Annotated in this window: 18 protein-coding genes; 14 read left to right on the forward strand and 4 right to left on the reverse strand. The window is 60.8% G+C overall.

All coding sequences use genetic code 11. The features are described 5' to 3' along the window. Positions 1-369: 369 nt before the first annotated feature. The 3 genes from HMPREF2605_RS05980 (at position 370) to HMPREF2605_RS05990 (ending at position 3735) form a co-directional block, all read left to right on the forward strand. Positions 370-1014, forward strand: coding sequence for a MerR family transcriptional regulator (locus tag HMPREF2605_RS05980; protein ID WP_005507725.1), 645 nt, complete (start codon positions 370-372; stop codon positions 1012-1014). Positions 1015-1206: 192 nt separating this feature from the next. After that, on the forward strand, positions 1207-2019 hold the full coding sequence (locus HMPREF2605_RS05985; protein ID WP_044150598.1) for a ParA family protein: 813 nt from the start codon (positions 1207-1209) through the stop codon (positions 2017-2019). Positions 2020-2277: 258 nt separating this feature from the next. Further along, a complete protein-coding gene (locus HMPREF2605_RS05990; RefSeq protein ID WP_070847369.1) occupies positions 2278-3735 on the forward strand; it encodes a mycothione reductase in 1458 nt (485 codons plus the stop codon). A 164-nt stretch (positions 3736-3899) separates the two neighbouring features. Here the strand turns inward: HMPREF2605_RS05990 and HMPREF2605_RS05995 are convergent, their stop codons facing one another. Both HMPREF2605_RS05995 and HMPREF2605_RS06000 read right to left on the reverse strand, forming a co-directional pair. Further along, positions 3900-6026, reverse strand: coding sequence for an AMP-dependent synthetase/ligase (locus HMPREF2605_RS05995; RefSeq protein ID WP_049354891.1), 2127 nt, complete (start codon positions 6024-6026; stop codon positions 3900-3902). Between the two features lie 149 nt (positions 6027-6175). Next, complete coding sequence (locus tag HMPREF2605_RS06000) at positions 6176-7042, reverse strand: alpha/beta hydrolase (protein WP_070847372.1); 867 nt, start codon at positions 7040-7042, stop codon at positions 6176-6178. Positions 7043-7267: 225 nt separating this feature from the next. Between HMPREF2605_RS06000 and HMPREF2605_RS06005 the strand changes: the two genes are divergently transcribed. Both HMPREF2605_RS06005 and HMPREF2605_RS06010 read left to right on the forward strand, forming a co-directional pair. Further along, positions 7268-8017, forward strand: a complete 750-nt coding sequence (locus tag HMPREF2605_RS06005) for a lysophospholipid acyltransferase family protein (RefSeq protein WP_070592916.1) — start codon at positions 7268-7270, stop codon at positions 8015-8017. 351 nt (positions 8018-8368) lie between these two features. Further along, a complete protein-coding gene (locus HMPREF2605_RS06010) occupies positions 8369-9733 on the forward strand; it encodes a class II 3-deoxy-7-phosphoheptulonate synthase (RefSeq protein ID WP_070847374.1) in 1365 nt (454 codons plus the stop codon). A gap of 175 nt (positions 9734-9908) precedes the next feature. Here the strand turns inward: HMPREF2605_RS06010 and HMPREF2605_RS06015 are convergent, their stop codons facing one another. Beyond that, positions 9909-11609, reverse strand: coding sequence for a serine/threonine protein kinase (locus tag HMPREF2605_RS06015; protein WP_239663433.1), 1701 nt, complete (start codon positions 11607-11609; stop codon positions 9909-9911). 248 nt (positions 11610-11857) lie between these two features. On the opposite strand from HMPREF2605_RS06015, the gene HMPREF2605_RS06020 reads away from it, so the two are divergent. Then, a complete protein-coding gene (locus tag HMPREF2605_RS06020) occupies positions 11858-12226 on the forward strand; it encodes an Rv2175c family DNA-binding protein (RefSeq protein ID WP_070506761.1) in 369 nt (122 codons plus the stop codon). 126 nt (positions 12227-12352) lie between these two features. Here the strand turns inward: HMPREF2605_RS06020 and HMPREF2605_RS06025 are convergent, their stop codons facing one another. Continuing rightward, entirely contained in the window at positions 12353-13585 is a 1233-nt protein-coding gene (locus HMPREF2605_RS06025) for a polyprenyl synthetase family protein (RefSeq protein ID WP_070688011.1), read from the reverse strand. A gap of 185 nt (positions 13586-13770) precedes the next feature. Here HMPREF2605_RS06025 and dinB point away from each other — a divergent pair, with 185 nt between their 5' ends. The 8 genes from dinB (at position 13771) to murF (ending at position 24364) form a co-directional block, all read left to right on the forward strand. Then, positions 13771-15183, forward strand: coding sequence for a DNA polymerase IV (dinB, locus tag HMPREF2605_RS06030; protein WP_070847376.1), 1413 nt, complete (start codon positions 13771-13773; stop codon positions 15181-15183). 171 nt (positions 15184-15354) lie between these two features. Continuing rightward, positions 15355-15756 (forward strand): DUF3040 domain-containing protein, encoded by a 402-nt coding sequence (locus HMPREF2605_RS06035; protein WP_005506566.1) that lies wholly within the window; start codon positions 15355-15357, stop codon positions 15754-15756. Between the two features lie 549 nt (positions 15757-16305). Next, positions 16306-16737: a division/cell wall cluster transcriptional repressor MraZ gene (mraZ, locus tag HMPREF2605_RS06040; RefSeq protein WP_070688007.1), complete on the forward strand. Its 432-nt coding sequence runs from the start codon at positions 16306-16308 to the stop codon at positions 16735-16737. A gap of 104 nt (positions 16738-16841) precedes the next feature. Further along, entirely contained in the window at positions 16842-17906 is a 1065-nt protein-coding gene (gene rsmH, locus HMPREF2605_RS06045; RefSeq protein WP_070688006.1) for a 16S rRNA (cytosine(1402)-N(4))-methyltransferase RsmH, read from the forward strand. A gap of 20 nt (positions 17907-17926) precedes the next feature. After that, positions 17927-18910, forward strand: coding sequence for a cell division protein FtsL (locus tag HMPREF2605_RS06050; protein WP_070847377.1), 984 nt, complete (start codon positions 17927-17929; stop codon positions 18908-18910). Between the two features lie 62 nt (positions 18911-18972). Further along, positions 18973-20838 (forward strand): peptidoglycan D,D-transpeptidase FtsI family protein, encoded by a 1866-nt coding sequence (locus HMPREF2605_RS06055; RefSeq protein ID WP_070847380.1) that lies wholly within the window; start codon positions 18973-18975, stop codon positions 20836-20838. A 168-nt stretch (positions 20839-21006) separates the two neighbouring features. Next, positions 21007-22752, forward strand: coding sequence for a Mur ligase family protein (locus HMPREF2605_RS06060; protein ID WP_070847382.1), 1746 nt, complete (start codon positions 21007-21009; stop codon positions 22750-22752). Continuing rightward, on the forward strand, positions 22745-24364 hold the full coding sequence (gene murF, locus HMPREF2605_RS06065; RefSeq protein WP_070847384.1) for a UDP-N-acetylmuramoyl-tripeptide--D-alanyl-D-alanine ligase: 1620 nt from the start codon (positions 22745-22747) through the stop codon (positions 24362-24364). Before HMPREF2605_RS06060 ends, murF begins: the two co-directional genes overlap by 8 nt. The last annotated feature ends 6 nt before the right edge of the window (positions 24365-24370 follow it).

Below are 24370 nucleotides of genomic sequence, written 5' to 3' on the forward strand. Positions count from 1 at the left end.
GGGGGGGGGGGGGGGGGGGGGGGGGGAGGGGAGCCCCTATGAGGCGTTAATGAGGCAAGAATGAATCTGAAAAGATCATTCGCTTCGGTGGGTTCAATTTTAAGTAGAGCCCTCTATCAGTTAAAATAGATTGAACAACCGCGCCTATCGCGCATCGGTCGCACTGTCGAACCGCTGTGTAGTATTGAAAACCGTGCTGGAACCCAGTAGAGGAGCCACGCGAATCATAGACGCAGATTCTAGACCTCAACCCTAGAATCTCACCCCGATAATCTCACCCCGAGAATCGGGTCTACACCGGAACGATATCGACCGCATTTGATGGGGCGCGGTGAAGCACTTAAAAGGGTTTAACGAAAAGGAGGGACCGTGCTAGAGCAGCAGGTAGCCGAAAATGCAGGCGAGGCCGCAACCACGCACGCACCCCAGGGCTTCGACCAGCCCCTGGATGGCTTCGACACCCTCTTCCCTGTAGCACCGCCTCCGCGCGGTGAACAGGGCGTACTCTTCACCGACCCTGTCTCTGTCGTCGAGGAAAACCTCGGCTACCGCGGCGCCGTCGCCTGCAAGGCAGCCGGCATCACCTACCGCCAGCTCGACTACTGGGCACGCACCGATTTGGTCGTACCCACCGTGCGTGGCGCATCCGGCTCCGGCACCCAGCGCCTCTATAGCTTCCGCGACGTGCTCGTACTCAAGATCGTGAAGCGACTGCTGGACACCGGTGTGTCCCTGCAGCAGATTCGCACCTCCATCGAGCACCTGCGTACCCGCGGCATTGACGACCTCGCGAACATCACCCTCATGAGTGACGGCACCACCGTCTACGAATGCACCTCCCCGAGCGAGGTTATCGACCTGGTCCAGGCAGGTCAGGGCGTCTTCGGCATCGCTATCGGCCGCGTCTGGCGCGAAATCGAAATGAACCTCAACGGCCAGCCCGGCGAAGAGATGCACGAAAACTTCGAGGGCGACGAACTTGCCGCCCGCCGTGCCCGCCGCGCACAGGCATAAAGCATAGTGTTTTGAATTTGCCCGCGCTCACTACCTACCAGGTGGCGAGCACGGGCAGAAGTTTTAAACCCAAGGGAATATTCATTGCTCGTTTGAGAAAAAAACTCAAGATACCCCCTGTCAGAGCCGGAAGAAAAGCGAAGATTCGCTAAAATAAAGGGGCATTACACCTCACTCAAAAAAGGGATCTGCATGCCCCGCATCGTCAGTATCAGCAGTCTCAAAGGCGGCGTTGGCAAAACGTCCATCACTTTGGGGCTCGCCTCCGCGGCATTACACAGCGGACTCTCCACACTCGTTATTGACCTCGACCCCCACGGCGACGCCAGCACTGGCCTGGCGGTGGATGAAACCATCCCCGACGTCGCCTCCCTGATTGCCAACTCCAATGAGCGCGCCTTCGCGGAGGAAGCCGGCAGCTCCTCCTGGAACTCGCTCGTCGGCAAACCCACCCTGCTGACCAATAACCCCGTGACCACCGGTAGCGTGAAGGTGGCACGCGGCTCGGCTCGTTCCACCCTCGTGGACCGGCAGGAAGCCGCGCCGTTCATCCGCCGCTTCAAGCGCATGGCGGAGGCGGCAGCGGACGCCTACGACGTCATCCTGATTGACTGCCCGCCGTTCCTCGGAACCCTGTCTTCGATGGGCTGGGCGGTTAGCGAGCGCATCCTCTCGGTCGCTGAACCATCTCTCTTCTCCGTGGCGGGCACCGAACGAACCCTGCGCGCCATCGTGCGTTTTCAGCAGGAAAGCGGCATCAGCATTGACGGTGCGGGAGTAGTTATCAATAAGATGCGCCCCAACGATAGCGAACACCGCTACCGCCGCGACGAAATGCGCTCCCTCTTTGGTGAGCTCGTGGCAGAACCCGTGCTCGCTGAAAGCCCCGTGCTGCAGCGCGCCCAAGGTGCCGCGTACCCGATTCATTTTTGGCCCGACGAAGAATCGGTTGATCCCGCCATGGACTTCACCCGCCTGCTGGCTGGGCTCATGGCTGACCTCTAAGCGCAGACCTCTACGGATTACTCATCTGCGGGCTCACGTAGTTTCAATGCTTGAGTGCGTCTTCTCAAAGAACCGCTGTGTTCTCAGCGCTGTGTTCTTTGGGAGGGCGCACTTTCGCATATCCGTCACCATCGACACGAGATAGCGGGAATAGCGTGCCGCCCATACACGTTATAGTGGCAGTAACAGGAATAACCCCGTCATCGAGGGGTACGCTGGGAACGAGCCCAGCCTCAACATCATCAACGAGAGGACCACATGAGCATCGAGAACGTAGAACGCATTGACGGCGTAGCACAGTACGACCTCATCGTCATCGGCTCCGGATCCGGCAACACCCTCATCGGCCCCGAATGGGACGACAAGAAGGTTGCCCTCATCGACGGCGGTATCTTCGGCGGCACCTGCCTGAACGTTGGCTGCATCCCCACCAAAATGTACGTCTACCCGGCGACCATCGCGCAGAAGACCCGCGAGGTCAAGCACCTGGGCGTCGACGCACACGTAGACGCCGTGCACTGGGCGCAGATTCGTGACCGTATCTTTGCCTCCCGCATTGACCAGATTGTTGAAGGCGGCCGCAACTGGCGTGCCGGTCTGCCCAACGTCGACTTCTACGACCAGTACGCGCGCTTCGTCGGCTCCCACACCGTCGAGCTGACCGACGGCACCCGCCTGCAGGGCCGCCAGATTGTTGTTGCGGCAGGTTCACGCGCCGTGCTGCCTCCCGTACCCGGTATCGACTCCTCCAAGGTCTACACCAATGACAACGTCATGCGCATGGACGAGCTGCCCGCCCGTATGGTCGTCATCGGCGGCGGCGTGATTGCGGCAGAATTCTCCCACGTTTTCTCCGCATTCGGTACCGAAGTAACCCAGCTGAACCGCTCCTCCCGCCTGCTACGTGGCGTGGACGAAGAGGTCGTGGCACGCTTCGAAGAAGCCGCAAGCAAGCAGTGGAACATCGTCAAGGATGCGTCCCTCTCCGAAATCCGTGAGAACGCCGACGGCAGTGTGACCGTCGTAGCTAAGCACACTACCGAGAACGGTGAAGAACTGCTCGAAATCCCGGCAGACGCTGTGCTCGTGGCAACCGGTCGTCGCCCCAACACCGACACCCTCAACGCGAAGAACTACTTCGACGTGCAGGACGGCGGCCAGCTCAGCGTCGATAAGTACCAGCGCGTGCTCTACAACGGCGCGCCCGTACCCGGCGTCTACGCCCTCGGCGACGTGTCCAGCCGCTACCAGCTCAAGCACGTGGCAAACCACGAGGCACGCGTTGTGCAGCACAACCTCAGCCACCCCGAGGACCTGCGTGCCAGCGACCACCGCTACGTACCGGCTGCCGTCTTCAGCAACCCGCAGATTGCTGTGGTCGGCATGACCGAAGAGCAGGCGCGCCAGGCGGCTGAACGTGAAGGCTTTGAGATTACCGTCAAGGCACAGAACTTTGGCGACACCGCCTACGGCTGGGCAATGGAAGACAAGATTGGCCTGTGCAAGCTCATTGCCCGTAAGGACAACGGTGAGCTGCTCGGTGCACACCTGGTCGGTGAAGAGTCCTCCGTGCTCATCCAGCCGCTCCTGCAGGCAATGAGCTTCGGCATGGATGCGCGCACCCTCGCACGCGGCCAGTACTGGATCCACCCGGCACTGACCGAAATCATTGAGAACGCGCTGCTCGGCCTGGAATTCGACGAGCCCGCCAACTAATACCGACCGGTTCAAAGAATACCGCTCAAGGACTCAGGCTCTGAGCGGTGAGGTAAACATAGAGGAGGGGGCCGTACCACAGCGGTACGACCCCCTCCTCTCGTTTCGGTAGCTAGAGCCGGATAGGCATTGTCGCTTTCAGGCTTCTTCTCAGCCTTCTTAGCTTATGCCTTCTCAGTAGGAGCTGCAGCGGAAGAGTCCTCAGCCTTTTCCGCCTTCTCAGGCTTCTTGGCGTCGTCCTTAGCCTCCGCCTTCTCTTCCTGCGGCTTCTGCATCATTTCGGCAGTCTGCTCACGTAGCTCCTCAAACTTCTCAGCCGCCTGCTCGCGCAGCTCGGCCAGACGCTCCGCCTGGTGGTCCGCGTACTCGTGCAGACGCTCTGCCGCCTGCTCACGCAGTTCAGCGAACTTCTCAGACTGCTCCGCCGCGTACTCCTGCAGGCGAGCCAAAGAATCCGACGTGCTATCGGAAACCTTGCCGTACATCTCATCCACGTAGGAGGAGAAGTCCTGCAGAATCTTCGCGCGGCGCAACTTCTGCGAAGGAGTCAGATAGCCGTCCGCCTCGGTCAGATCGCGGTTCATAATGCGGAACTCGCGAATACCCTCAGCGCGGGAAACCAACTGGTTCGCCTCGTCCACGAGCTTCTGAACTGCAGCACGAACCGCCGGGTGAACAGCAGCCTCCGGGATGGAGAGCGAACGCGGCAGACCCAAGTGCTCCAACTGCTCGGGCAGGGTATCCGGATCCAGGGTCACCAGAGCCGCAACGAACGGCTTCTCATCGCCTACCAGCATCGCCTGAGAAACCAGGGGAGAGGTACGAAGATGAGTCTCCGCAATACCCGGAATCACGTTCTTACCGCCGGCGGTGACAATGATTTCCTTCTTGCGGCCCACAATCTTCAGGTAGCCGCGCTCATCGAAATGAGCCAGGTCACCGGTACGGAACCAGCCGTCCTCAGTGAACGCCTGAGCGTCCTCTTCGGGGTTCTTGTAGTAGCTGCTAATCACGCCCACGCCACGAACCAGAAGCTCGCCGTCCTCAGCAATATAGCCTTCGGAACCGGGGATGAGCGGGCCAATCATGCCAATCTGGTACGGGTTGATGCGGCCAGCCGCAATCGGGGCGCAGGTCTCGGTCAGGCCGTAACCCTCAACCACCTGCACACCCACCGCGTGGAAGAAGTGCGCCAGGCGCTCGCCGAGGGGACCGCCGCCGGAGACCGCGTAACGTAGCTCGCCGCCCAGAGCCGCACGCAGCTTCGAGTAGACCAGCTTGTCGTACAGAGCGTACTGCGCCGCCAGCTTCAGCGGGACACGGCCCTCAACCTTCGCCTGTGACCAGCGCACCGCAATATCGGTGGAACGCTCAAAGAGCGACTTATTGAACTTGCCGCCCTTAGCCGCCTTCGCCATGGCGCCCTCGTACACCTTCTCAAAGACGCGGGGCACCACCAGCAGCATGGTCGGCTTGAAGCTATCCAAGTCAGCAGCCAGGTTCTTAATATTGGGGGAGTGACCGATGACCAGACCGGCATCCAGTGCCAGCACCTGAATCAGACGCGCCAGAACGTGCGCCAGCGGCAAGAAAAGAATGGAGGAGTTACGGGAGTTCGCAATCTCGGGTTCGACCATTTTGGTGTTGACACTCAGGTTTAGGAAGTGGCCGTGAGTCAGCGCGCAACCCTTGGGGCGGCCGGTCGTGCCGGAGGTATACACAATGGTCGCGATGTCATCACAGCCGGCAGCGGAACGTACCTGCTCCAGCTGCTCATCGCTCACCTCGGACGCGCGAGCGCTGAGGGTATCAAGGTCGCCGTTCTCAATGACCCAGCGGTGCTTCAACTGCATGGGTTCCTCAGTCGTGGAGGCGAACTCCTCAGCCTCAGCCACACGATTCAGGAGCTTCTCATCCTCGACAAAGATAGCGACAGCCTCAGAATGGGACAGTGCCCACGCCGCCTGGGCGGCAGCGTTCGTCTCGTACACCGGCACGGAGATGGCGCCCGCGTACCAAATCGCGAAGTCAATGACGGTCCATTCAAAACGGGTGCGGCTCATAATGCCCACACGGTCACCCGGGCGGATACCCGCAGCAATCATGCCCTTCGCCAGATCGGTCACCATCTGGTGGAACTGCTGGGCTCGAACCGGCTGCCAGTTACCCGGCGACATCTGTCGACGGTAGAGCACCGGGTTGGAACTATCGGCTCGGTGGCGCTCAACAATGCTTGTCAGGTTCAGCGAGGGGTCGACGAGAACCTCAGCGGGAGTGGAGAAGACTTTCATAATGCGCCTTTCGAATCAGGGCGTAAGCTCGGGCGGTCCGGTGCCGCGGGCTGTCCTCGATTTCTCGAGGTGCCGTGATGGCTTTCTGAGTGTTCTGCGCACCGCGGCGGGTGATGCATGCGCCGGTTGGTGCGTAGAACCTTCAGAATTTAGTGGTTTAGGGATGCGACAAAATCTTGGATGGTGGAGAGCAGATACTCTGCGTCATAGTCCAGGGTTGCCACATGGTAGCTGCGGGTCAGCCACCTAAATTCTACAGGAACTGAACAATGTTCGAGAAAATATCTATGGGAGCTATCCGACACAGTATGATCGCCCAGTGAACGCAAATACAGCACCGGCGACTTCAACTGCGGGATCAGAGCACGAGTCTCAGCACCCAAAAGATGTAGCTGATGCACTGCTGCCGTTGGAACGATAGAATACGCGCCCTCGCTCACACCCGGAACCGCAATATCAGACCCGATCGCCTTGAGCACCGGCAGAACCTTCGACACCTTACCGGCGTGGCGCATCATCGGGTTCACATCCACCATGTACGGGTTGATCAGCACCGTACCCGCCACAGGCAGACGCGCCGATAGATGAGTTGCCACCGTGCCGCCCATCGACATGCCAATGACCACCACACGCAGACCCTGATCGGTCAGGCGGCGGTACCCCTGCTCGGCAGAAGCCAGCCACTGCTCATAGGTGCTATCGCGCAAATCTTTCCAATGAGTACCGTGACCGGTCAGCAACGGCATCTCTACCGCATAACCAAGCTTCATGAAACGCTGAGCCAACGGGCGCATACTGTGCGGCGAACCCGTAAAACCATGCACCAGCAAAATACCCACGGAATGCTGCACCGAATCAGGGGCAAAAGAAACAGGGGAGTGGTCGAACGCATCCTGCTCTTCCCCGAGGCGACGCGCCAAAGATTCCTTAACATTTTGGGTCGCAAGAAGCCTGCGCTCGCGAGCCTTGCGCCGAATCCTCTTAATCGGTTCCAGCGAATTATCGAAAATGCTCATGGTCCTCCTCCGCCAACCTGCGCGAGTATGAGCGCAGGTGAGGCTCTATAGCGTACCCTGACCGGCTACCACGGATACAGCACCGATGCTGGTATATCGCCCCCAGCGCACCCGATACACCGGTGCGCAGAAAAATCGTTCTCTTTTCTTTAATTATCGCGCGTTCTCTCGCTACGCTCCAGACAAGATAGAATTGACCCGGGAATATTCAGAGAGGAGTCCCCAATGCCTAACACCGCCCTCTATTCAACGCTCAAGGTTCTTGGCTCACCCCTGCTGCAGGGACTGTACCACCACGACGTGGTTGGCCTGGAAAACCTGCCCGAGGGGCCCTACATCGTCGCCAGCAACCACCTGGCATTTTGCGACTCCATTTTTATTCCTCTCGCCATGCCGCGCACCGTGAATTTCCTCGCCAAGAGCGACTACTTCACTACCCCCGGCGTGAAGGGGCGCGCCATGGCGGCGTTCTTCCGCGGTGTTGGTCAGCTTCCCATGGACCGCTCCGGCGGTCAGAAGAGCCAGGAATCCCTCAACGCCGGTGCGCAGGTCCTTAAGGACGGCGGCGTTATCGGTATCTACCCTGAAGGTACCCGTAGCCCCGACGGACGCGGCTACCGCCCCAAAGTTGGTGTTGCCCGCCTCGCCCTGGAAACCGGCGTGCCCGTAGTTCCCGTCGGCCAGATCGGTACCGACCTGATTCAGCCCTCCGGCTCGAACCGTATCCGTCTGCGCCATGACGGCAAGCCCATCCAGGTGCGTACCATTATCGGTAAGCCCCTCACCTTCGAGGAATACACCGACGGCTCAGACCTGAGCCACCGCGTTCAGCGTGAAATCGCCGACCGTATTGGCTCCGAGATCCGTGCCCTCAGCGGCCAGGAATACGTGGACGTGTACGCCGACCGCGTCAAGAAGCTCATGACTGATAAAAACATGAGCGCTGATGAGGCAGTCGCACACCTGCAGCACTAGGCATTGAGACAGCACCCTGAGACAACACCTCGGATGCGCATATACTCCAGATGCGCACATACGCCAGAGGGCGGGATGCGGTACATGCCGCATCCCGCCCTTTCGTATGCGGCTCTGCAACGGTGCTCATCAACCCGCGTATCGCCGACACCGGGTGGCGCCGACACCGGGTGGCGCTATCTAAACATGTGAGATGTACCTGACTGCAGGGTTAGGTGTTGAAGCAAGCAAGAGTACAATTAGGTCTATTCGGCCTGAAGAATCGCAAGCCAGCACGCCGCACAGGGCGCGCCGAGCACCCGAAACGCGGCTGAACCAGAAAACGCACAAGACCATCCCAATGGAGTGAAGATGAGCAACCAAAACCTCAGCACCTCGCAGGCCACCGACCACGGCCTAGACACCTGGCGTCAGCTGCGCATTGACCAGCAGCCCACCTGGAGCGAGCACGAAGATTTTGAGAGCACCATCGCTGAGCTGAACTCGGTACCGCCGCTCGTCTTCGCCGGTGAGGTCGACGCCATGCGCCAGGCACTCGGTGAGGTTGCTGAAGGCCGCGCATTCCTGTTGCAGGGCGGCGACTGCGCAGAAACCTTCGCGGGCGCAACCGCCGACAAGATCTCCGGCCGCGTCAAGACCATCCTGCAGATGTCTGCAGTGCTCACCTACGGCGCCTCCATGCCCGTGGTGAAGATGGGTCGTATGGCGGGCCAGTTCTCCAAGCCGCGCTCCGCAGACATGGAAACCCGCGGCGACGTCACACTGCCCTCCTTCCGCGGCGAGACCGTCAACGGTTTCGACTTCACTCCCGAAGCCCGCGTACACGACCCCAAGCGCATGCTGCGCGGCTACCACACCAGCGCATCCACCCTGAACCTGGTGCGCGCCTTCACCAAGGGCGGCTTCGCCGACCTGCGCGCCGTGCACCAGTGGAACCGAGGCTTCACCTCTAACCCCGCCCACGAGCGCTACGAGAAGACCGCTAACGAAATCGGCCGCGCCCTCAAATTCATGGAAGCATGCGGTGTGAACTTCGAGGCCCTCAAGACCACCGACATGTACGTCGGCCACGAGGCACTAGTTCTGGACTACGAGCGCGCCCTGACCCGCATCGATTCGCGCACCCACCTGCCCTACGACACCTCCGCACACTTCCTGTGGATTGGTGAGCGCACCCGCGGCATCGATGACGCCCACGTGGACTTCCTCTCCAAGGTCCGCAACCCCATCGGCGTGAAGCTCGGCCCGACCACCACCACCGAGGACGCACTCGCACTGATTGACAAGCTCGACCCGAACCGCGAGCCCGGCCGCCTGACCTTCATCACCCGCATGGGCGCGAAGAACATTCGCGAGAAGCTGCCCTCCATCGTTGAAGGCGTGCAGGCCGAGGGCGCGAAGGTCGTGTGGGTGACCGACCCGATGCACGGCAACACCATCTCCGTGCCCTCCGGCTACAAGACCCGCCGCTTCGACGATGTGCTCGACGAGGTTCGCGGCTTCTTCGAGGTGCACGAGGCTCTGGGCTCGTTCCCCGGCGGTATTCACGTGGAGATGACCGGCGACGACGTGACCGAGTGCCTGGGCGGCTCCGACGCTATCGACGAGGCAGCACTGGCTGACCGCTACGAGTCCCTGTGCGACCCGCGTCTGAACCACTCGCAGTCCCTGGAAATCGCGTTCCTGGTCTCCGAGTACCTCAAGAACCGCGCATAAAACGTTCATACGCCTCGCCGTACTAGTCAGCGGGTACTAGCCAGTGGGTACTAGTCGGCGGGGAATAGCAAAAACAAATGCCCGGGTCTTCACTCCCTATGAGCGAAGACCCGGGCATTATCGTTTAACCTGCGCGCGGTACAGGCGAGGACGGGGCGTTCGGTAAGGCGTGCTACTAGAAGGTCAGGAACGCTTCAATATTGCGCCACCACTGCGACTGCACGAGCGAGGTTGCAAGCCACCAGCCGGTGAAGCTCGAACCCATGCCCAGCAGAATCAGCGCCAGAGCCCAACCGCCCACCGCCATACCCGAGGGCGGGGTCCTAAACTGCTTGGCGGGCAGGCGAGGATCCTTCTGCGAAGACTGCTCGGATTCCTGAGAAGAAGCGGTCTCCTCTGCCGGTGAAGCCTCCGACGCGCTCGCCGGTCCCTTAGACTTCGAACGACGTGTGCCGGAGGGGCTCAACGAACGCTCCGCATGGATTGGGGCGTACTCGCCGTTAGCTGAGATGAACTCTTGCTCCGTCTGCGGGCCAATGCCAACGGACTGAGTCAGCGGGCCCTTCGCCGCGGCGGTACGGCGGCCCATGAACGAACCCAGACCATGCTTGCCGGATTTGCCCTTTGAGCCTTCCTTCTCCTGATCAGTGTCAGAATCGTCATTATCGGAGGCAGAACTCACCAGAGGCGGAATGCCCTGGCGGTTGAGCACGGAGTCCTCAGCATCCACGTCGGCAAGGTGCACGCCCTGACTCGCTGCCGAGGCATCGTACACGAGGCTGTCGGGGGAGTACACATCGTAGGCGAGCAGATCGCGGGCATCGCTAAACGCGCTAATCGGGGTGTTACGCACCATCTGCGCGGCGCCGCTACGCTCCGCAATATCGGCGACGGCCTCCCAAAGGGGAAGCTCCGGTTCCGGGCACGAGGGGGCGCGCCAAGCACGCTCAGACTCACCCAACGACTCAGAAATCTCCAGCAGAGCCGTGAACAGCTCGGTCGCATCCTCCGGGCGTGCGTGCGGCTGCTTGCGGGTACACCACGAAATCAGCCCCGCAATGTCGCGGTCCGCACCCGGCGCGACATCGGTCAGCGCGGGCATCTCAATATTGGCGTTGTGGTAGAGCACCTGCTGGTCATTCTCCAGACCCACAAAGGGCAGACGACCTGAAAGCATGCGGTACATCATCACGCCGAGTGCAAAAATATCAGCTTGAGCTCCGACCTTCACCTTCGGATCAAGAACCTCCGGCGCTACGTAGGCGGGGGTGCCCATGGGGGCGCCCGCATCCACCTGATCGTCACGGCGGGAGAGACCGAAGTCTGTGAGCTTCACCTGGCCGTTAGCGTCGAGAAGAATATTGCCCGGCTTAATATCGCCGTGCAGGTAGCGGTTCGCATGAACCTCCGAGAGCGCCTCCACGACCGGAATGAGGATATCCAGAGCCTCACCCAGCGAGAGGGCATTACGCACACGTAGCAGCTGGCTCAGCGTACAACCGTGCACGTACTCGAGCACGATATACATGACCATCTGACCCGAAAAATATTCGGTACCCGATGAAATCACACCCACCGTATGCCCGCCGCCACCTACCTGGCGCATCGAGCGCTCCTCACGGTGGAACTTCTGACGGTTCGCTGCATCCTCAGCCAGAGCGGGGGAGAGAACCTTGAGCGCAACCGGGTTATTCGACCACAGGTCCAGCGCATAATACACCTCGCTCATGCCGCCGCGGCCAATAAGCGAACCCACCTGGTAGTGACCCTCAATAATGGCGCCACTGAGCCACTGCGAAGAACCAATAGCGGTATCCGGGGCAGCGGGACGGGTGGCGGGAGGAACAGGAGTATTTGCAGAAGAACGAGGGTTCACAGGAGAAATCCGGCGTGGGCTGGGAGTATTCATACGTCTCAACATTTTAGCCCGCCCACCTGGGCAGAAGCGATGCCAAAGGGCGCCGGGCAGGTGAACACTCAGCGAATTCTTACAAAGTGCCGGTGGACCCGACTCCAACGCAAGAACAACGGGCAGGGCACAAGAACGAAAGAATCCGGGAGGGGCAGCGAACCTGCGGCGGGTCAAAAGTGGTAAATACGTGCCAGCTCTGGCACTCTTAAAAGGTGACTAACGAAAATATTGCTCAGACCTTCGCCCTCGTCGGCGATTGGGTAACTATCCCCGAAATTGCGCAGGCACTCGACCTGAAGGTGACCCGCGTTCACAACCTGATTTCTGACGGTACGCTCATCGCTCTGCGCGACCCGGAAACCAACGTGCGCAAGGTACCCGCACTGTTCATGAACGGTTCGCGAGTACTCGAATCCCTCAAGGGCACCCTCGCTGTCCTGAAGGACTCCGGCTTCAGCGATGAAGAAGCTATCGTGTGGCTGTACACCAACGACGACTCTCTGCCCGGCCGCCCCATCGACGCGCTGATTGACGGTCGTAAGACCGAGATCCGTCGCCGTGCGCAGGCACTGGCTTGGTAATCTGGCTTGGTAATAGCGGCTCAGTACTATAGCTAAATAGGTTGAGGCGGCATACTTCGGTATGCCGCCTCAACCTATTTAACGTTCTAACTGTGTTGAACCTCTACGCCTTGCGACGTAGCGCATCTATGCCTTGCGGCGCAGAGCACGACCCACAATATCGGTCAGTGCCGCATGCGCCAGCTCGTCCAGGTTCATCGCCTCCAGCGCCTCAAACACAGCCTGAGACTTCTGTTCAATCAGCTGCTCATGCTTGGCGAAAGCGCCCGAAGAAACCATCAGCTCGCGGATGCGCTCCACCTGCTCATCACTCAGCTCGGGGTTGCCTAAGCTATTGTGCAGAAGCGCCGCGTCCTTCTCGTCGAGGACGGCGGAGGTGAGCGCCACCAGCACGGTACGCTTACCCTCACGCAGGTCATCGCCAGCGGGCTTACCGGTCACCTCGGGCTGGCCGAAGACGCCCAGCTCGTCATCACGCAGCTGGAAGCCCTCACCCAGCGGCAGGCCGAACGCACGGTAACCGGCAAGTACCGGGTGCTGCTCGCTCACGGCACATGCACCGCTCTCCAGCGCGGCAGCCTGCAGAGCCAGAGCACCACCAATCGTGAAGGGGTGCTCGCACGAGTACTTGGCGGACTTGAAACGAATCACGTTCAGGGCACGCTGCAGAGCCGCCTGAGCGTCCTCGGTTTCGAGAACCTCGGAGTAGACGTCCAGGTACTGACCCGCCAGAACTTCGGTGCGCATCCGGTCAAAAATAGTGCGTGCAGGGGCGCCATAAATCGCTCCCTCACCCAGGGACGCGAAAACCTCGGCAGACCACGCCAGGGTCAGATCGCCGGCAAGAATACCGCCGGTCAGACCGTAGTTGAAAGCATCACCGCGCCAACCATTCTGCTCGTGCGCCGCCTCGAAACGCTTGTGCACGGAGGGAGCGCCGCGGCGGGTATCGGAGCGGTCGATAATGTCGTCGTGAATCAGTGCGGAGGTCTGGAACAGCTCCACCGCCATGCCGGCCTTCACAATAGACCAGGATGCGCGGTTCTCGGTTACGGGTGCGCCGCCCGCACCTCGCCAACCCCAGTAGCTCAGCAGGGCACGCAGGCGCTTGCCGCCGGTGGAGAGGGATTCAATAGCCTCCAGCAGGGGTAGAGTCTCAGAAGAAATGCCCTCGAGTAGCTCGCGCTGGCGGGTAAAAAACTCAGCCATGAGAGTGTCAAAAGCGTGCAGGTAGGCTCGCTGCTCTTCAGCAATACGCTCGGCGAGGTGCGCAGAATCCGCCGGGATCTTCGGGGCTGCTACGGTGAGGCTCTCGGTCGCCTGGGGAGTGGGTGCTCCGGAAGGAGAAGGGGGAGTCATACTATCCTCGCTGATGGTCGCTATGTACGGTCCTGATGCCGTGCGGTGTGCACTTCTTCTAGCTTAGTGGAGAAAAGCCCAAGAGAACGTATTTGCGAACACGTTTACGATATATTGCCCCTATTGTTCGTAGAAATGTGCTATATTTTCGGTAGGCGGGAGTAGAAGCTATGAGAGGAGGCGACATGGGGCAGAAGCGAACCGGCAAGAACGGCGGCGCTAGGAACGGCCGCGTCATTATGCACCTGGACATGGACGCCTTCTTCGTCAACGTCGAACTCCTCGAAAACCCCGCCCTGCGCGGCGAACCCATTATCGTGGCGCCCCTCGGTCCCCGCTCTGTGGTCTGCTCCGCCTCCTACGAGGCGCGCGCCCACGGGGTACGCTCCGGCATGCCGCTCAGTCGCGCCCGGAACCTCAGCCCCAACGCCACCGTCCTGCCGCTGCGCGGCGACTACCGGCACTACTCCCGCGCCGTCATGGCAATCCTTCACGATTTGAGCCCCTACGTCGAGCAGGTTAGCGTGGACGAAGCCTTCGTGGACCTGACCGGCGCCTACCTGCACGGCCAAGATCCCGTCGCCCTGGCGCAGCGCGCTCGCGACCGCATCGCGCAGGAGCTCTCCCTGCCCTCCTCCGCGGGGGTTGCACCCAATAAGCTACTCGCCAAAATGGCATCCACCGGCAGTAAGCCGAACGGGCTGTGGGTCATTCCACCCGAGCGCGTTCAAGAATTCCTCGACCCTAGAAAAGTCTCTGACCTGTGGGGCGTGGGTGCGAAAAGCACCGAGCAGCTCTCCAGATACGGTATTCACACCATCGCCCAGATGAGGTCCATGAGCTTGGACTGGCTCAAAGAACGCTTCGGCACCGCCCAGGGGGAGCACCTCTGGGCCATGGCGCGCGGTATTGATGAACGCCCCGTGATCACCGAACGCGAAGAGAAAAGCATGGGTGGCGAGCACACCTTCGAGACGGATACGACCGATGCCCAGGAGGTGAGCGCTGCTATTCGGGAGCTGAGTCTCAAGCTGGGAAAGCGCCTGCGATCCGCCGGGAAACTCGCCGGAGGGCTCAGCCTCAAAATCCGCTACAGCACCTTCGAAACGCACACCCGCGCTATCCCCATAAATGTGCCCGTGGACTCTGGCATGCAGATCGCCTCCCTGGCGTTGGAAGCCCTGCGAGCCGATGAAATTCTGGTGGGTCAGGAGGCGCCACGCGCCCTGCGGCTCATTGGCGTGCGCGCCGAAAAACTCGCCCGCGCCGAAGACGGGGTGCAGCAAACCCTCTTCGACTCCATCGAGAACGGGGCAAACTCACGGTCCGCAAGAACCACCTCCGCCAGAACTGCCTCAGCACAACGAGGCGGTGGCGGGGGAGTGGGCAATGGCCCGGAGAACGGCGCCCGCTCGGGATCTGGTGCTCATTCGGGATCCGGTGCTCGCCTCGTGAAGAGTGGCAGATGGTCCGAAGTGGAGCACGTCATGGACGCGATTCACCGCAAGTACTCGCAAGAAAGCCTCAAACCTGCCTCCGGAGTTACCGCACCCGAGAAGAGCATTGATGAAAAGGGCATTGACGAAAAGAGGTCATAAAGAGCTTCTGCCCGAAAAAGAATGCGCCAACCCCGTCCCGCGCGGTACGATGGGAAGCATACGACCGGAAACATGCAATGGGAAGAAGCGCCCACTGCGCCAGCTGATGCACTAGCTAACCCGGCTGATACCGACGTCATCTTGAGTAGCGACACCTCAAAGGAGAAAACGATGGCACTGTCCGAGCGTGAACAGAAGGTTCTGGACCAGCTCGAAGAACTCATGAGCAATGAGGACCCGCACTTTGCCTCCTCCATGTCTTCGACCGGCAACACCGCGCCGGTCTTTAGCGCTCGCCACCTGGCTCTCGGTATTCTCTTCGTCCTCATTGGCCTGGGTATCATTATTGGTGCGGTCGCGTCCAATATGATTTGGCTGGGTGTATTCGGCTTCCTCTTCGCGGCAGGTGGCGTGTACTTCGCAACCACCAGCAAGAAGACCCCCGTGGATTCCTTCCTGGGCGGTAAGGCAGAGGGTGCAGCGCGTGTGCGTCAGCGTGAGCAGAAGGAGCGTTCCTCCTTCATGAACCGTCTGGAGGACCGCTGGGACGAACGCAATAACGGTCAGTTCTAATACTGCGTATCTGATGCGTGTAGCCAATACTGCGTAGCGTTGTCTCGAGGCTGAGTGTCTGTGCTCTCTGAGCCATCTAAACTTCACAAGCGGAAGGTAAGAATTCTCTTGCCTTCCGCTTTTTCTATGCCCGAACTAGTGATAGACGGGTGCTTTAGAGGCTGGTGGGCTGAGCATGCTGATTGCCGCAATCGACCCCGCCATTGGGTCTGTAGCCATTGAGTCTGTAGTTGAGTCAGTGTGTGGCAAGCATGATGAGGGCGAGGTGTTGAGCGAGTGTGACCCGAAGCTGTGTAGAAGCTGTGTGCCAGCGTTAAAAATGCAGAAGAGAGCATAAAAACACTAAAAGATACTCTGTAGGGTGGGGTAGGTGGTGGAAAGTGGGGTAAAGTGGAGGGGAAAGCTGAAAGTCAGTCCTATCGCCGTGCCCTCAAGCAAACGGCGGAGGTGACCGCCCGGCATGCCCCGCCGTCGGCACCTACAGGAATATGGAGCAATCACGCTCCCGCAGACTTTAGTACAACGGCACACATCGGGGAGGTGAAGTGAATGTTCTTAGGTACCTACTCACCACGAATGGACGCCAAAGGACGCATCATCCTTCCCGCCAAATTCCGTGAGGAACTCTCTGCAGGCCTCGTTCTGACCCGCGGTCAAGAACGATGCCTGTACGTTTTCCCCGCCGCAGAATTTGAACGCATCCACGAGCGGATGCGCACCGCGCCCCTGCCCGGACGAGCCGCCCGAGACTTCCTGCGAGTCTTCCTCTCAGGAGCCTCAGACGAACTGCCTGACAAGCAGGGACGCATCACCATCCCGCCGATACTGCGCCAATACGCAGGGCTGAGCGACAACCTTGTCGTCATCGGATCCGGAACCCGCGCAGAAATCTGGGATGCAGCCGCCTGGGAGGAATACCTCGCCCGCACCGAAGCTGAATTCGCTTCCCTCGACGAGGACCCGTTCAGCCCGCTGCTCTAGTCGGCACCTCGCCGGCGCGACGGCTACCGCCCGGCATCTCTCTATCACCACCGCACCACTCTTCCGTAAGCCACCCCGCAGGACAAACTCTCACAGGAGCACCCATGAGCGTAGACCACGCCCCCGAAACCGGTACGACCGCATCCGGTACTGCCGCTAAGGTGACCGGCGCATCCATTGAGAACCTCTCCCAGCGTGAAGCCAGCGAACGCCACGTGCCCGTCATGCTGGACCGCTGCATTAACCTGCTGGCACCCGGCATTGAGCGCGCCGTTGAGGAGCGCGGTACCGCCTACGTGATTGACGGTACTCTCGGCATGGGTGGCCACTCTGAGGCGCTGCTTGAGCGCTTCGAAAACCTTGTGCTGATTGGTATTGACCGTGACCTGCAGGCGCACGCCATCGCCGGTGAGCGTCTGGCACGTTTCGGTGACCGTTTTGTTCCCGTTCACGCCGTCTACGACGAAATTGACCGCGCCATGGAAACCGCCGGCGTGCAGGGCATCGACGGCATCCTGATGGACCTGGGCGTTTCCTCCATGCAGCTGGACGAACGCACCCGCGGCTTCGCATACTCCTACGACGCACCCCTGGACATGCGCATGAACTCGGAAGATGAGCTCACCGCCCGCATCGTCGTCAACGAATACAGCGAAGACCAGCTGCGCCGCATTATCCGCAACTGGGGCGAAGAGAAGTTCGCCTCGCGTATTGCCCGTGCCATCTGCACTGCCCGCGCCAACGCGCCCCTGGAAACCACCGGCGAGCTCGTGCGCATTATCCAGAAGGCAGTGCCCGTCGCCGCACAGCGCACCGGCGGCCACCCCGCCAAGCGCACCTTCCAGGCGTTGCGCATCGAAGTGAACCACGAGCTGGAAGCCCTCGAACGCGCCGTACCGGCAGCCCTGGAGGCGCTCAACCTCGGCGGCCGATTCGTCGCCATGAGCTACCACAGCCTCGAAGACAAAATCGTCAAGAGGGCACTGACCGCAGAGGCAACCTCCAAGGCGCCCAAGGGATTCCCCGTGGAGCTTGAAGAACACAAGCCCACCGTCCAAATCATTACCCGTGGCGCCGAACCGCCTACCGACGAGGAAATCGAACAGAACTCCCGCGCCGCCAGCGCCAAGCTGCGCGCAGCCGAGAAGATCCGCATCCCCGCCAAGTAGAAGACAGAAAGCGAAGAAGAGTGAGCACCCAGCACGCATCCCAGCGCCCCACCCGCACCCAGGGCGCACCGCGGAGTCGACGCGCCGGTTCCTCGCGCCCTGCCGCCGGTACCCCCAGCGCCGTTGGCTCTACCCGCGCATCCTCTACTGGCGCATCGACCGGGGCGAGCCGCGCCTCCACTCGCGCACACTCCGGTCGTACCCGCACCGCGCGTCTGGAGCCGGTCACTGCAGCCCAGCCGGTAGTTCGCCCCGCCAGTACTGCTGCTTCGCACGGCGGTAAGCGCACCTCGACGAACGCGAGCCGCGTGCCCTCGAGCGTTCGTGCGGCTGCTCGCACTGAGGAGACCCGCGAGGAGAAGCCGAAGTCGCGTCACCCGCTCTCGACGGTTCGCCGTCGAGCTCGTAAGCTCAGCCCGCCGACCATGCTCGCTGTCTTCGCGGCGATCCCGCTGACCCTGGTCTTTATTCTGCTGCTGAACGTGCTGATTGTGACCCGCCAGTACGACATGGTGGATTTGCGCGCGCAGGAGCAACAGCTGGTGCAAGAAAATCAGGCGCTTCAGCAGGAGATTGGCTTCAAAGAAGCTCCGCAGGATTTGGCGGTTCGTGCAAGTACCCTGGGCATGTTTGTAAGCTCTTCGCAGGCGACCCTGAACCTGCAGTCCTCCACGATTGAGGGCACCCCCGCCCCGGTGGCAAGCCCGACCGGCATCGAGGGAAGCAAGCAGGAGAACCTGATCGCCCCGCCGGTGGCTGGCTCGAACGAAAGCTACGCCAAGGGCATTGTGGATGCGGACAAGTCCGTTCAGCAGCGCCACGGCCAGGCGAGCGCTGCGGCGAAGGCATCTGCAAGCGCCTCGGCGAGCCCCGCCCAGCAGGCCAACCCCGCACCGGCGAATAGCGCACCCGCCAGCCCGGCTGCATCCGCCGCCCCGAGCGCCGCTCAGCAACCCGCGGCGAACCCTGCCGCTAGCCCCGCAGCAAGCCAGGCTGCACGATAAACCATATTGACCACAGGATGCGTAGCATCACCGATAGACTAGACCAGCGAAAGGACCACCGCATGAGCTCCGACGCGCGTAAGAACGCGAACGAATCGGCATCCGGTCAGCCGGATCTGACCCGCCGTGGCTTCGTCGCAGGCGCCGCAGCCACCTGCGCTCTGGGCGTTATCGGTGCGAACCTGTTTATCCGCCAGGGCTTTGACCCCGGTGCGGTGGCGAATGCGTCCCGTCAGAAGCGTCTGCGCTCGCAGGTGCTGCCTGCTGTGCGTGGCCAGATTCTCGATATCAACGGTAACGTTATGGCGCGTACCGTGCAGCGTTATAACCTGACCGCAGATCAGAGCGCTGTGGCGACCTTCAAGCGTTACAACGAGGATCGCACCCAGAAGATTGAGGTCACCCCCAACCAGCTGGTGTACGAGATGGTTGATATTCTCAAGACCGTTGACCCGGGCATTACCGATGAGTTCATCAAGTCCAAGCTGGATGGCACCTCCAAGTACTCGGTGATTAAGGCAAATATCACCCCGGAAATTTTCAATAAGATTGATGCTCTGGGTGCGCCCTTCATCTACGGTGAGGCGTTCTCCCAGCGCCTGTACCCCAACGGTAGTGTGGGTGGCTCCGTGGTCGGCAAATACAACATTGTTGAAGAGGCTGACGGCAACGGTAAGGGCGGTACGGTTTCCCGTAACTTCTCGGTGGGCATTGAGCGTGTCTTCGAGAAGGAACTTGCCGGCACCCCCGGTGAACGTACCTACGAGATTAGTGCTGATGGTGTGCGTATCCCCGTGGCGAAGGAAGAGCAACGCCTGGCGGTGGACGGTAAAAATATTCGCCTGACCATTAACCGTGATGTGCAGTATTTTGCGCAGCAGGTGGTTCGTGCCCGCGCTGAGGAGCTGAAGGCTGAATGGTGCACCGCCATTGTTATGGATGTGCGTGACGGCTCCATTTTGGCTCTCGCTGATTCCTCTACGATGGACCCGGGCGCGGCAACCATTGAGGATGCGGCGGACATGACTCCGCGCGCTATTTCGCAGAGTGTGGAGCCCGGTTCGACCGAGAAGATGCTGACTTCTTCGGCGCTGATTGAGCAGGGCCTGACGACTCCGACTAGCGTGTATGATGTGCCCGCGACCCTCACGATTGACGGCCAGACCTTCAAGGACGCGTTTGATCACGGGGCGCAGCGGCGTACTTTCTCGGGCATTATTACGGACTCGATGAACACCGGTACGGTGCTGGTCGGTCAGAAGCTCAGCAAGGAAGAGCGCTACAACTGGTTAAAGAAGTATGGTGTTGGTGAGTTCACCGGCATTGAGTTGACCGGCGAGCAGCAGGGCCTGTTTGCTGATTGGCGGGATTGGGACGGCCGTCAGCAGTACACGGTGTTGTTCGGTCAGGGTGTTGCGCAGACTCCTTTGCAGACCGCGCTGATTTTCCAGGCGCTGGGCAATAAGGGTGTTCGTCTGAAGCCGCGCATTGTGGACGCGATCATTGACGCGGACGGTACCGAACATAAGCGTGCCGTGGAGCCTGGTGAACGCATGGTGAGTGAGCAAACTGCCGCCTCCTGCCTGACTCTCATGGAGAACGTGGTGGATCAGGGCCACGCCCGCACCGCGAAGGTCACCGGCTACCGCGTGGGCGGTAAGACCGGTACTGCGGAAGCTCCGAGTGAGAAGGGCGGCTACGACGGCAACACGACCTCCTTTATTGGTGTGGCGCCGATTGAGAACCCGCAGTTCTTGGTTGCGGTGACCATGCAGCGTCCCGAGGGTAGCGTGGGTACGAACGGTACGACGGCGGAGTTCTCCAAGATTATGGAGAAGACCCTGCACACCTATAACGTGCCGCGTTCTACCGGTGAGCCGAATCTGATTCCGATTTTTGCTGAGGACAGCCCCAATAAGACGGGCTAAGGGCAGACGGGGGAGAGGCGCCCGGTAGCTGATTCGTGATGAAGAAGCTCCGGTACTGAACACCTGTCGAAGCCTAAAGACCGTAGAATATTGAATGACCCTGTGTGCCTTGAGCGCATTGACCATACAGAGCTCACCGCTTCGGACAGCGGAGAGGAAAGAAGGACGATGGATACCGCATCTCACGCACCCGGCCAGAACCTGCTGGGCGGCGACGCTCAGACTCTGCGCCCGAATTCTGTGCGCCCGGTGAGTTTGGCGCACCTTCGCGAACATCTGCAGGGATTGGGTGCTCAGGTGAGTGCCCAGCCGGCTAGTGGCGTTCAGGGTTCTGAATCCGGTGATTCTGTTGAGGTCACCGGTATTAGCATGGACTCCCGAGGTGTTCGCCCGCAGGACCTGTACGTGGCTCTGCCCGGTGCGAAGGTGCACGGTGCGCAGTTTGCTGAGGCTGCGTTGAAGCTGGGTGCTTCCGCTATTTTGACGGATGCTGCCGGTGCGCAGCTGCTGGGTGAGGCGCCGGTGCCGCTCCTGGTGACTGAGAACCTGCGCGAGTATGTCGGTCCGTTGGCTGCGCTGATTTATGGTTCGGCTTCGTTCCCCGCCACCCACCGTTACGCGGTGACCGGTACGAACGGTAAGACCACCTCCACCTACATGTTGGAGTCGGTGTTCCGCACCGGCCTGGGTGTGAAGACGGGTCTGATTGGCACTATTCAGATTCTGATTGATGGTGTGTCGGTTCCTTCGAAGATGACCACCCCGGAGTCTCCTCACGTGCATTCTCTGCTGACGATTATGGGTCAGCATCAGGTGCGTTGCGCCGCAATGGAGGTGTCTTCGCACGCGATTGATTACCACCGTGTGGACGGCGTGAAGTACGCGGTTGCTGGCTTCACGAACCTGACCCAGGACCACCTGGATCTGCACGGCACCATGGAGCATTACTTTGAGTCGAAGGCGCAGCTGTTCACTCCTGAGCGTGCTGAGCTTGCGGTGATTACTGCTGATGACGAGTGGGGCGAGAAGATGTTCTCCGCTGCTTGCGAGCAGATGGGTGCGCAGCAGGTTCACCGTCTGGTGACTGCTCGCGGTGCCGGTCTGGCTGAGGTGCCCGCAGAGTTTGGTGCCCGCGACTGGGCTGTGGTGAAGGTTCAGCGTGAGGGCCTGGGCCACCGCTTCCACGTGGCTAATGGTGCCGGTGAGAGCGTTGAATGCTACACCGGTCTACCCGCTGACTTTAACGTTTCGAATGCCGCGCTGGCGGCGCTCATGGCGTACCTGGACACTGACTCCGCTGAGCGTGAGCGCCTGCTGCCCGAGCTGGCGTCCGGTTCGGCTCTGACTCCGGTGGTTCCGGGCCGTATGCAGCTGATTTCCTTGGCTCCGCACGCGATTGTGGACTTTGCACACAACCCGGACGGTCTGACCCGTGCCCTGGAGGCGATGGATCGCCCCGGCGACGGCAAGGTCATGATTGTTTTCGGTGCGACCGGTGAGCGTGACCAGCTCAAGCGCCCGATTATGGGTGCGATTGCGGCACAGTACGCAGATATTGTGGTTGTGACTGATGACGATCCGCACGGTGAGGCGCCCGAGCCGATTCGTGCCGCCGTTGAGGAGGGCGCGCAGAAGGCTGAGAACCGCCGAGCCACCCAGATCCTGAATATTTCTCCGCGTGCCGCCGCTATTGATGCGGCAATTGCCCTGGCGGGCGAGCATGACGCCATCCTGATTGCTGGCCGCGGCCACGAAACCGAACAGGATGTTGACGGCGTGGATATCGCCCTGGACGACCGCGTTGAAACCGCCCGTGCCCTGCGTGCGCACGGTTTCGAGATCCTGCCTGACTACCAGCGCATGCTCGATGAAAGTGACTCTAAGACCGCTGAAGGTATGGTGAAGAATGATTAAGCTCAGCGCCGCCCAGATTATTGAGGCAACCGGCGGCACCGCTATCGGCCTGGAGGGCCGTGAGGAGCAGGTGTACGCAGACTTCGCCACCACCGACTCCCGCGAGGTGCAGACCGGTACCCTGTTCGTGGCGAAGCCCGGTGCGGTCACTGACGGTCACAGGTTCATCCCCATGGCGTTTGAGCGGGGCGCGACCCTGGCGCTGGTCGAGCGTGAAGTACTCGACGAGCAGGGCGTGCCCTACCCGAGCATTCAGGTGCCCGATGTGGTGCTGGCGATGGGCGATTTGGCGCGCTACTCCATTGAGCAGATGCGCGCTCAGGGTGAGCTGACCGTTATCGGCATTACCGGTTCTGCCGGTAAGACCACCACCAAGGACCTTCTTGCCGCCATTTTCACCCCGGAGGGCCCGACCGTTGCACCGGTCGGCTCCTACAACAGTGAGGTGGGTGTGCCCCTGACCGTTTTCCGTGCGGATGAATCCACCCGCTACCTGGTCATTGAGATGGGTGCGGACCGTGTGGGCAACATCGAGTACCTGGCGAATATTGCGCACCCCGATCATGGTGCAATCCTGAAGGTTGGTACCGCGCACGCTGGCGAGTTCGGCGGCGTGGACAATATTGAGCGCACCAAGGGCGAGCTGGCTGAGGGTGTTCAGCCGACCGGTTCCCTGGCGCTGAACGCTGACGATGAGCGCGTACTGCGCATGGCGTCGCGTTCGGTTGCACCCATTACGTACTTTGGCGTGGGCGAGAAGACCGACGTGAACGGCCAGCCCTACGAACGCTACGTTGCGGCGCTGAACCTGCGCACCACCGACGCTGGTTGCCCCGAGTTCACTCTGCGCCTGCCCGACGGTAGCGAGTACGAGATTTCCTCGCTGCTAATCGGTGAGCACCACGTGCACAACCTGCTGGCTGCTGCAACGATTGCCTACAACAGCGGTATTTCGGGTGAGAAGATTGCACGCGCGCTCAACAAGGCAGCGGCGGCTTCGAAGTGGCGTATGGCTCGCACCGACCGTGCCGACGGCGTGACCGTCATTAACGACGCGTACAACGCGAACCCTGAGTCGATGGCGGCGGCACTGCGCACCCTGGCGCAGCTGGGCCGCACCGTTGACCCAGCGACCGGTCAGCCGCACCGCACCTGGGCTGTTCTGGGCGCCATGCTGGAGCTCGGTGACGCCTCCCTGGAGGAGCACGACCGCATCGGCCGCCTCGTGGTGCGCATGAACATTTCCAAGCTGATTGCTGTGGGCGACGAGACGAAGCCCACCTACAATGCGGCTCACCTGGAAGGCTCCTGGGGTAATGAGGCGACCTGGGTGAAGACCCCGGAAGAGGCAGAGCAGATTCTGCGCGCCGAGGTTCGCCCCGGTGACATTGTGCTTTTCAAGTCCTCGAACGGCGCGAAGCTGGGCATTCTGGGTGACCAGGTTGCTTTCGCCGAGTACACCTTCGGCGCTAAGGAAGAGCAGGCACCGACCTGGCTTTCTGCCGGTGACTTTGTTGAAACCACCGATTTGAGCGACCACCTTGCCGCTCACCTGGACGGCGCCGCTAACGGCGACCGTACTTCGACCGAACAGACCACGAACGAAGGGTAGCGCTTT

Source organism: Rothia sp. HMSC065C03 (assembly GCF_001837295.1).
Lineage (GTDB): Bacteria > Actinomycetota > Actinomycetes > Actinomycetales > Micrococcaceae > Rothia.